This window comes from Peptidiphaga sp., from assembly GCF_057238965.1.
Genome location: NZ_DBHHEV010000062.1, coordinates 1 through 8,623, shown reverse-complemented (window position 1 = coordinate 8,623; position 8,623 = coordinate 1). Strand labels below are relative to the sequence as shown.

The window sequence follows — 8,623 nt, the reverse complement described above, 5'->3', positions numbered from 1 at the left end:
CGCCGGGCGATGCGGAAGCTGCTCGAAGGCGCCGTCGATCTCGACGACGTCGTCGAACGCGCCGTGCGCGCGCTGGCCCAGGTCACCCGGCAGGTGGCCGTCGTCCAATACCCCTCGCTCCAACGGGTGTCGCTGCGCCACGTCGAGGTCGTCGCCGTCGGCGTCCGATACGTCATTCTCCTCATTGTGACGGAGGCTGGCAGGGTGGAGCAGCGAAGCCTCAGACTGGAAGCCGAGGTCGATGCGGACGACCTCGCGGATCTGGGCCGGCGTTTCAACGCCCAGCTGGCCGGCCTGCGCCTGGCCGACATCGCTCCGTCCCTGGAGGCGCTTCTGGCCGAGTCGCCGGAACGCCTGCGCCCCGTCGCCGAAGCGGTGGGCGGCGCCATCCTCGACGCCTTGCGCGCGGACGGCGAGGAGCGCATAGTCATGGCGGGCGCCGCCAACCTCTCGCGGCATTCCTTCGACTTCGCCAACACGATTTCCCCGGTTCTGGACCTGCTCGAAGAGCAGGTCGTCCTTCTGCGCCTCCTCGCCGCCATGCAAGACGGCGTCTCGGTGTCGATCGGAGAGGAGAACCGATACGAGGAGCTGGCGGAGGCGTCCGTCGTCTCCTCGACGTACGACGTCGCCGACCAATCGGTGGCGCGCGTGGGGGTCGTGGGCCCGACGCGCATGGACTACCCCGGAACGATGTCCGCCGTGTACGCCATCTCCCGGTACCTGTCCGACATCCTCAGCAACCGCTAAAGAAGATAAGACAAATTGGCTGACTACTATCAAATTCTCGGTGTTTCCCGCTCCGCCTCGCAGGAGGAGATCAAGAAGGCCTACCGCAAGCATGCGCGCAGGCTTCACCCAGACGTCGCAGGCCCCGAAAAAGCCGACGAATTCAAGGCGGTCAACGAGGCCTACGACGTCCTTTCCGACGCCGAGTCGAGGAGAATGTACGACCTCGGCGGCACGGACGCCCTGCGCGGCGGCGGCTCGGCCGAGGGCTTCGGCGGCTTCGCCGATATCTTCGAGACCTTTTTCGGCGGAATGGCCGGCGCCGCCCGCGGCCCGGCCTCCAGGGGAAGGCGCGGCCAAGACTCTCTCGTGACCGTGACGCTGTCTCTGCGCGACGTCGTTTTCGGCGTCGAACGCGACATCACGCACACCCTCGCCGTCGAATGCGAAACCTGCCACGGGACGGCGGCCGCGCCCGGAACCGAGCCCGTCACCTGTTCGGAGTGCGACGGCGCCGGCACGGTGCAGAGGGTCGCCAACTCCATCCTCGGCCAAATGGTCACGCAAATGGCGTGCCCGACCTGCCACGGCTTCGGCACCGTCATCCCCACGCCCTGTGCAGACTGCTCCGGTCAGGGCCGCGTCCGCGGAACGAGCACCGTCCACGTCCAAATTCCGGCGGGCGTCGAGGACGGCATGCGGATCCGCGTCGCCGGGAAAGGCGAGGCGGGCGTCGAAGGCGGCGGGCCCGGAGACCTGTTCGTCGAGGTGCGTGTGAGCAGGGACAAGGTCTTCCGCCGCGACGGCGACGATCTGGTGTGCGAGCTCGAAATCCCCATGACCGCGAGCGCGCTGGGCTGCTCGATTGAGATCGAGACGTTCGACGGCCCGATGACGGTGGACGTGCCCGAGGGCGCCGACGCCGGCCACACGGTCAAGCTTTCGGGGCTGGGCGTCGGCAGGCTCCAGAGGGAGGGGCGCGGCGACCTCAGGGTTGTCCTCGACGTCAAGACCCCCACGAAGCTCGACGACGCCCAGCGCAGCCTCCTCGAAAAGCTCGCGCGCATGCGGGGAGAGGAGATGCCCGCGGCCCGCCTCGTCCAGCAGGGCGGATTCTTCTCCAAGCTCCGGGACAAGCTTCGCCCATGACCCGTCCGGTCTACCTCGCGCCCGGCGCCGGCGTGCGCCCGGACTCGACGCTTGATCGCCGGGACAGGCCGACGCACGGAAGCGGCGGCCCGACCTCCGACTCCGCCGATCCGGCAGACTCCCGTAGTCAGCCGCCCGGCGATGGCCGCCCCCTGCCTTGCCGGACCGGCGATCGGTTTGTCCTGGCGGGGCCGGAAGGCCACCACGCCGCAACGGTCAAAAGGGCGAGCCCGGGGGAGGAGATCGACGTCGTCGACGGGCGCGGGGGCAGGGCCCGGTGCGCGATCGTCGGCGTGTCAAAGGGGGAAGTCGAACTGGAGGTGCTCGGATTCGAGCGCGAGCCGGAGCCATCGCCCCGCATCACCCTCCTGCAAGCCCTGGCCAAGGGCTCGCGGGACGACCAGGCGGTGGAGACGGCCACCGAGTACGGGGTCTGGCGCATCGTCCCCTGGGCGAGCGCGCGGGCCGTGGCCAATTGGAAAGGCAAAGAGGAAAAGGCCCGGCGGCGCTGGGAATCGGTCGTTTTGGCGGCCTCCAAGCAATCGCGGCGGTCGTGGATTCCCGAGGATCTGGACGTGTGCACGACGCCGCAGGCTCTCCGGCTCGCCGCGGCCGAAGGCGCCGATCTGCTCGTGTGCCACGAGGAGGCCGACATGCCCATTGCGAGGGCGGGGTTGCAGGGCTCGGAGAACCTGTGGATCGTCGTCGGCCCCGAGGGCGGCCTGACGCCAGAAGAGATTGAGTCCTTCGAGCGGATCGGAGGGCGGACGGTGCTTTTGAGCCCCAACGTCCTGCGCTCGTCCAGCGCCGGCCCGTTCGCCGTCGCGGCCCTGTCGGGCATGCGCGGCTCGGCCGGCTAGAATCGGAACCCGGCTAGAATCGGAGGCATGGCTACGTCGACGCGAACGATCTCCGTTCCCGCGCACATCTCGATGATCAATCTTCTGGGATACCGGGACGAAGTGCTGCGCGCGCTCGAAACCGGGCTCGCGCCCGTGACGCTTCACGTCCTCGACCACCAGATCACGTTGGCGGGCGAGGAATCGCGCTTGGATTTCGCCGAGGCGCTCATCGGCGAGTTGGTGGACGTGGTCCAGTCGGGCCAGCATCTGACCCTTGACGCGGTCCAACGGGCGATCGCCATTTCGCGCGACGGCGTCATGCGCCCCTCCGACATGCTTACCCACGACATCCTGTCGGCGCACGGCAAGACCATCCGCCCCAAAACCCTCGGCCAGAAGGCCTACGTGGACGCCATCGACGAAAACACCGTGACCTTCGGGATCGGGCCGGCCGGAACCGGAAAGACGTATCTCGCGATGGCCAAGGCCGTGGACGCGCTCAACAAGCGGCGGGTTTCGAAGATCATCCTCACGCGCCCGGCCGTCGAGGCCGGCGAGTCGCTGGGCTTCCTGCCGGGGTCGCTTACAGACAAGATCGACCCGTACCTGCGTCCCCTGTACGACGCGATGTACGGGATGCTCGAGCCCGAGTCGATCCCCAAGCTCATGGCCGCCGGAACGGTGGAAGTGGCGCCGCTGGCCTACATGCGCGGCAGGACTCTCGACGACGCGTTCGTCATCCTCGACGAGGCCCAGAACACGACGCCCGAGCAGATGAAAATGTTCCTCACCCGCCTCGGCTTCGGCTCGACCATGGTTGTCACCGGCGACGTCACCCAGATCGACCTCCCCGGGAAAACCGAGTCCGGGCTTCGCCTCGTCAGGCGCATTCTTCGCGACATTCCGGGCGTACGCTTTTGCGAGCTCAGCTCCGCCGATGTCGTCCGCCACAGGCTCGTCAGCGAGATCATCGACGCCTACGCCCGGTGGGACGAGGCCCGCGCGAGCGATCGCGAGGAGCTTGGCCCAGGACGCGGGGAGGGACCCGACGCGTACCGCCGCGAAAGGGGCGGCGGCCTGCACGAAGGACGTCGGGGCTTTGGCGGCGGGGACGGCGACGGGCTTGGCAACGACGGGCGCCTCCGCGGAAGGCGCCTCGAAAGGGAAAGCAGATGAGCATCGACGTCAACGACGAATCGGGTTTCGCTCCGGGAATCGACCTCAAGGAGGTCTCGGACCTGGCCAGGTTCGTCCTGGACCGCATGCGCGTGCACCCTGCCGCGGAACTCAACGTCCTGTTCGAAGACGAGGAGTCCATGGCCAGGCTCCACGTCGAGTGGATGGACCTCGACGGGCCCACGGACGTCCTTTCGTTTCCAATGGACGAGCTTCGGCCGGCGCCTATAGGGGAGGAGCCCCGCGAAGGGGTGCTGGGGGACATCGTCGTGTGCCCGCAGGTCGCCGCCAGGCAGGCCTACACGGCCGGGCACGCCGTCGCCGAGGAGGTTCTTCTTCTCGTAACCCACGGGATCCTCCACCTTCTGGGGTACGACCACGCCGAGGAAGACGAGCGACGCGAAATGTTCGACCTCCAGCGGCAACTGCTGCTCACCTTCCTGGCCGACAGGCGAGCCGACCCCGTCGCCCCCGAACCGACCGAAATATGAACGGCTCCAACGTGCCTCTCGCGGCGCTCGCCGCCCTTGCATTCGCGTGCTACGGCATCGGCGCCCTCTTCTCCGCCGGCCTGACCGCGCTGGGCCGGATCACCCGGGCCGAGGCGGCGGACGCGCCGAAGGCCTCGAAGAGAATGCTGTCGATCGTCTCCAGACGGCAGGCGGCCATCGCGGGGCTCATCTCGCTCCGCATATTCTTCACCTCGCTCGCCGCCGTCCTCGCCGCGCTTGCGCTTGCCTCGGTGTTTGACGAGTGGTGGGAGGCCGTCGGCGCGTACCTCGCCCTGACAGCCGCCGCCTCCCTGATGCTGAGAATCGTCTCTCCCGCGTCGATAGGCGCGAGGCGGCCCGTTGAAACGTTGGCGCTCATCTCCCTTCCGGCCGCCCTGGCCACCTCGGTCGCCTCCTCGGTGGTGCGCGAGGGGGAGGCCGACGACGAAGAGTTCGAGCAGCTGCACGAGGACCAGTTGGCCGTCATGGTCGAAAGGGTCTCGGACTCGACGGTCCTCGACGAGTCCGACCGCGAGCTTCTCCAATCCGTGTTCGACTTCAACCACACACTCGTGCGCGAGGTGATGGTCCCCCGCACCGACATGGTCTCGATCGGCATCGACGCGCCGCTGGACAAGGCGATGTCCCTGTTCACGCGCTCGGGTTTTTCCCGGGTTCCCGCAGTCGGCGAATCCGCGGACGATCTGCACGGAGTCGTCTACCTCAAGGACGTCTTGCGCCGCTGGCTGCGCGGGAACACGGAGTCCCTCACGGTGGCCGACCTCATGCGCGAGCCCGTTTTCGTCCCCGAGACGAAAGTGGTCGACGACCTCATGCGCGAAATGCAGGCCAACCAGGTGCACATCGCGCTCGTCGTCGACGAGTACGGCGGAATAGCGGGCCTCGTGACGATCGAGGACCTTGTCGAGGAGCTCGTCGGCGAAATCTCCGACGAGCACGATCGAAGCGCCCCCGAGGTCGACGTCGTCGAAGAAGGCGTGTACAGGGTTCCCGCACGCCTGCCGATCGCCGACCTCGGCGAGCTTTTCGGCGTTAAACTCGACGACGACGACGTCGACACCGTGGGAGGCCTCTTCGCCAAGCTCATCGGCAGGGTTCCCATCGCGGGCAGCCGAGCGTCGATCGGCGGCATCAGCCTGACGGCCGACCGATTCCAAGGCCGCAGGAGAAGGCTGTGGACCGTCCTCGCCCGTCGAGAAGACGAAGGAGAATCAGATGAGTGACTGGCCCGAAGGCTTCAGAGCGGGGTTCGTGTGCGTCGTCGGACGGCCGAACACGGGAAAGTCGACCTTGACCAACGCGCTTGTCGGCCAAAAGGTCGCAATAACCTCGGACCGCCCCGAAACCACTCGGCGGGTTGTCAGAGCCATCGTCAACCGCGAGGGCGGTCAGCTCATCCTCGTCGACACGCCTGGCCTGCACCGCCCCCGCACGCTGCTGGGCGAAAGGCTCAACGACATGGTCCGCGACTCCCTGAGCGACGTCGACGCCATCGTCATGTGCCTTCCGGCCGACGAGGCGACGGGTCCCGGCGACCGCTTCCTCCTGGGCCTCGTATCGAAACTCGCCTCGAAAAAGACCTCGATCGTCGCGGCGGTGACGAAATCCGACCTCGTCGGTCGCGCGGCCCTGGCAAAGCGGCTCCAGGAAGTGTCCGAGCTGGCCGACGTCGCGGAGGTCGTCCCCGTCAGCGCGGCAAAGGGGGAGCAGGTCGAGCTTTTGGCCTCGCTCCTCGTCGAGAGGATGCCCGAAAGCCCGCCCCTCTACCCCCGCGACGCCGTGACCGACGAAAGCGAGGAAACGCTTATAACCGAGCTCGTGCGCGAGGCGGCTCTGAGGGATCTGCGCGACGAGCTCCCGCATTCTCTGGCCGTGACGATCGAGGAAGTCGTCGGCGACCGCATCCACGTCAACCTCCACGTTGAACGCGATTCCCAAAAGGGAATCGTCATCGGCCGAGGCGGGGCCCAGCTCAAACGCATCAGAGTGCGGGCCCGCAAAGCGATCGAGCGGCTATTGGGCAGGAAGGTCAGCCTCGACCTCCACGTGAAGGTGACGAAAGACTGGCAGAGCGACCCCAAGAAAATGGGACGGCTGGGCTTTTAAATGGCCGCCCGGAGGAGAGGCGCGGACGGGGCCTCGACGTCGGACGTCGGGGCGCGCGAGGCGCGAGCGCTGCCCGCGCGCCATCCGAGGCTCCTCGCGTGGATTCTCGTCGTCTTCCTTCTCGGGATGTGGGGAAACTGGGCCGGCCCGCGATGGAATCCCGAGCCGATGCGCTCCGTCGTCGTTCCGGAGACGCCGGACACCGCCGTCGTCGGCAAGGCCCCCTCGCCCCCTGTCGGCACGTATCAGATTGAAAAACGGCAGGTGCAGATACGTTTGAGGGACGGAACGTCGATTCCCGCGCAGCTGACGACTCCCGTGGGCGTGCGCGGCCTCGTTCCGGGAATCGTCTTCGTCCACGGCACGGGGACGAAGACGACGAACGACTTCGACGAATCGACGGACCTCATCTCCTCGGCCGGCATAGCGACCCTCGTGCCGATGAAACGGACGGCGAACTATTCGACGACGCACCGCGACTACCTCGCGCTGGCCGACGACTACGAGGACGCGCTTTCCCACCTGCTCGGCGTCCCGGGCGTCGATCCCAAAAGATCTGGCCTGTACACGGTTTCGGAAGGATGCTTCATCGGGCCTATCATCGCGGCGCGCAACGCCTCGGTCTCCTTCGTCGTCCTCGTCTCGGCTCCGGTTCTGCCCATCCGCGTGCAGGGTGCGCTGGCGGCGGACGCCTACCTGCGGCGGCTCGGCGCGCCCAGCCAGATGAGGGAGGTCGTCTCCAAGCTTGTCGGCCAGCAATTCGGCGAGGATTTCCGCTACATCGACTTCGACGTGTCGCAGTACCAAAGGAAGATGACGATGCCCGTCCTCATGGTCTACGGGACGGACGACATGTCGATGCCCACGGTCCAAGGGCCGGTCATCATGCGCTCGGACCTCGAAAAGGCGGGCAACAACTCACTGACTGTCCGCTACTACAAGGGAGGGCACGGGCTGAAGGTCGACGGCGTCGCGCAGGCGGCCCCCATGAGGGACGTTTCCGACTGGGTCAACGGCCTTCCCTCCACGGCCTCGGCCGAGCCCAGGATAGCAGGGGAAAAGCCCGTCCAGGCTTACAAGGGGAAGAAGATGGCCGCAGCGCCCAAATTCGCCTCCGGAAAACAGCTCGTGCTCACACTGGGGGCCGGAGCGCTTGCGCTGATCGTTTCGTCTGTGCTTTTGGCCGTCGGGCGCATGCGAGTGCGCGGCAAGAGGCTCATCGACACGGGCGGAATGGGGACTTGCGTCGCGGCGTCTTCGGCCGGGATCATCGTAGCCTGGTGTGTCCTTGTGCTGTACCTTGTCGCCCTCGCCTATTATGCTGTGTCTTACCAGCGGAATCTCATCGTCGTTCAAGGCGGGTGGATCGCTTGCCAGGGAGCGGCGCTCCTTTCGGCGTGGCTTTTCGTCAGAGTTCCGTTCCGCTGGCAAGAAAAGAAGCCTAAGATGCGTGCGGGCGCCAAGGCCGTCGTCGGTGCGGCGCTCGGGGGGCAGATCGTTCTTCTCCTCATGCTCGCTTACTGGGGACCGTTCCCCTCCTTGAGGTGAATCGTACCCATTCCCAGGGTTGGCTTGAAAAACTGTCGTAAGGTTATTCGCATGCAGATAACAGTGGCTGGAGTGACCGATCCCGGAAGGATCCGGTTCAGGAACGAGGATCGGTACCTGCTCCACCCACCCATCCTCGCCGTCGCCGACGGAATGGGAGGCCACCTCGTCGGTGACAAGGCGGCTCAGACCGTCATAGACTCCTTGGCCGCGGTCCCGTGGGACGGCGTCGACGGCGCCGACGCGGCCGCGAGGCTGCAAAAGTGCGTGGACGAGTCCAGGGCGAAGATCGTCACCGTGATCAAGGAAGGGAAGATCGAGGAGACCGCAACCCGCGTGGGCGCCCAGCCCGGAGCGGGCACCACCGTCGCGGGCGCCGTCTACATAGAGGCAGAGGCGAAGTGGCTCGTTTTCCACATCGGCGATTCGCGCGTCTACATGTGGCGCGAGGGGCGGCTCCGGCGGCTGACCCGCGACCACTCGCTTGTCCAAGAGCTCATCGACGAGGGCGAGCTGACGGAGGAGGAGGCCCGAGTCCACCCCCGCAAGGCGGTCATCACC

The 8,623-nt window shown here is 66.8% G+C and carries 9 protein-coding genes; all 9 read left to right on the top strand.

The window, feature by feature from the left end:
• Positions 1-750 (top strand): HrcA family transcriptional regulator (locus tag ACO48X_RS08040; RefSeq protein ID WP_485001565.1); only part of this gene is annotated, 750 nt, incomplete at its 5' end.
• A 15-nt stretch (positions 751-765) separates the two neighbouring features.
• Entirely contained in the window at positions 766-1,878 is a 1,113-nt protein-coding gene (dnaJ, locus tag ACO48X_RS08035; protein ID WP_485001564.1) for a molecular chaperone DnaJ, read from the top strand.
• The gene (locus ACO48X_RS08030; protein ID WP_485001563.1) at positions 1,875-2,738 is read left to right on the top strand and encodes a 16S rRNA (uracil(1498)-N(3))-methyltransferase; all 864 of its coding nucleotides are present in this window, start codon (positions 1,875-1,877) and stop codon (positions 2,736-2,738) included. Before dnaJ ends, ACO48X_RS08030 begins: the two co-directional genes overlap by 4 nt.
• Positions 2,739-2,765: 27 nt before the next feature.
• Positions 2,766-3,896 (top strand): PhoH family protein, encoded by a 1,131-nt coding sequence (locus tag ACO48X_RS08025; RefSeq protein WP_485001562.1) that lies wholly within the window; start codon positions 2,766-2,768, stop codon positions 3,894-3,896.
• Positions 3,893-4,387 (top strand): rRNA maturation RNase YbeY, encoded by a 495-nt coding sequence (gene ybeY / locus ACO48X_RS08020; RefSeq protein WP_485001561.1) that lies wholly within the window; start codon positions 3,893-3,895, stop codon positions 4,385-4,387. The genes ACO48X_RS08025 and ybeY overlap by 4 nt, the downstream gene beginning before the upstream one ends.
• Entirely contained in the window at positions 4,384-5,631 is a 1,248-nt protein-coding gene (locus tag ACO48X_RS08015; protein ID WP_485001560.1) for a hemolysin family protein, read from the top strand. The genes ybeY and ACO48X_RS08015 overlap by 4 nt, the downstream gene beginning before the upstream one ends.
• Positions 5,624-6,514: a GTPase Era gene (era, locus tag ACO48X_RS08010; protein ID WP_485001559.1), complete on the top strand. Its 891-nt coding sequence runs from the start codon at positions 5,624-5,626 to the stop codon at positions 6,512-6,514. Before ACO48X_RS08015 ends, era begins: the two co-directional genes overlap by 8 nt.
• Complete coding sequence (locus ACO48X_RS08005) at positions 6,515-8,062, top strand: alpha/beta hydrolase family protein (protein WP_485001558.1); 1,548 nt, start codon at positions 6,515-6,517, stop codon at positions 8,060-8,062.
• 51 nt (positions 8,063-8,113) lie between these two features.
• Positions 8,114-8,623 (top strand): PP2C family protein-serine/threonine phosphatase (locus tag ACO48X_RS08000; RefSeq protein ID WP_485001557.1); only part of this gene is annotated, 510 nt, incomplete at its 3' end.

Bases quoted from the DNA above. Each gene is read 5' to 3' on its own strand.
- ybeY (WP_485001561.1), top strand. From the start codon at position 3,893: ATGAGCATCGACGTCAACGACGAATCGGGTTTCGCTCCGGGAATCGAC.
- ACO48X_RS08015 (WP_485001560.1), top strand. From the start codon at position 4,384: ATGAACGGCTCCAACGTGCCTCTCGCGGCGCTCGCCGCCCTTGCATTC.
- era (WP_485001559.1), top strand. From the start codon at position 5,624: ATGAGTGACTGGCCCGAAGGCTTCAGAGCGGGGTTCGTGTGCGTCGTC.
- ACO48X_RS08025 (WP_485001562.1), top strand. From the start codon at position 2,766: ATGGCTACGTCGACGCGAACGATCTCCGTTCCCGCGCACATCTCGATG.
- ACO48X_RS08030 (WP_485001563.1), top strand. From the start codon at position 1,875: ATGACCCGTCCGGTCTACCTCGCGCCCGGCGCCGGCGTGCGCCCGGAC.
- ACO48X_RS08005 (WP_485001558.1), top strand. From the start codon at position 6,515: ATGGCCGCCCGGAGGAGAGGCGCGGACGGGGCCTCGACGTCGGACGTC.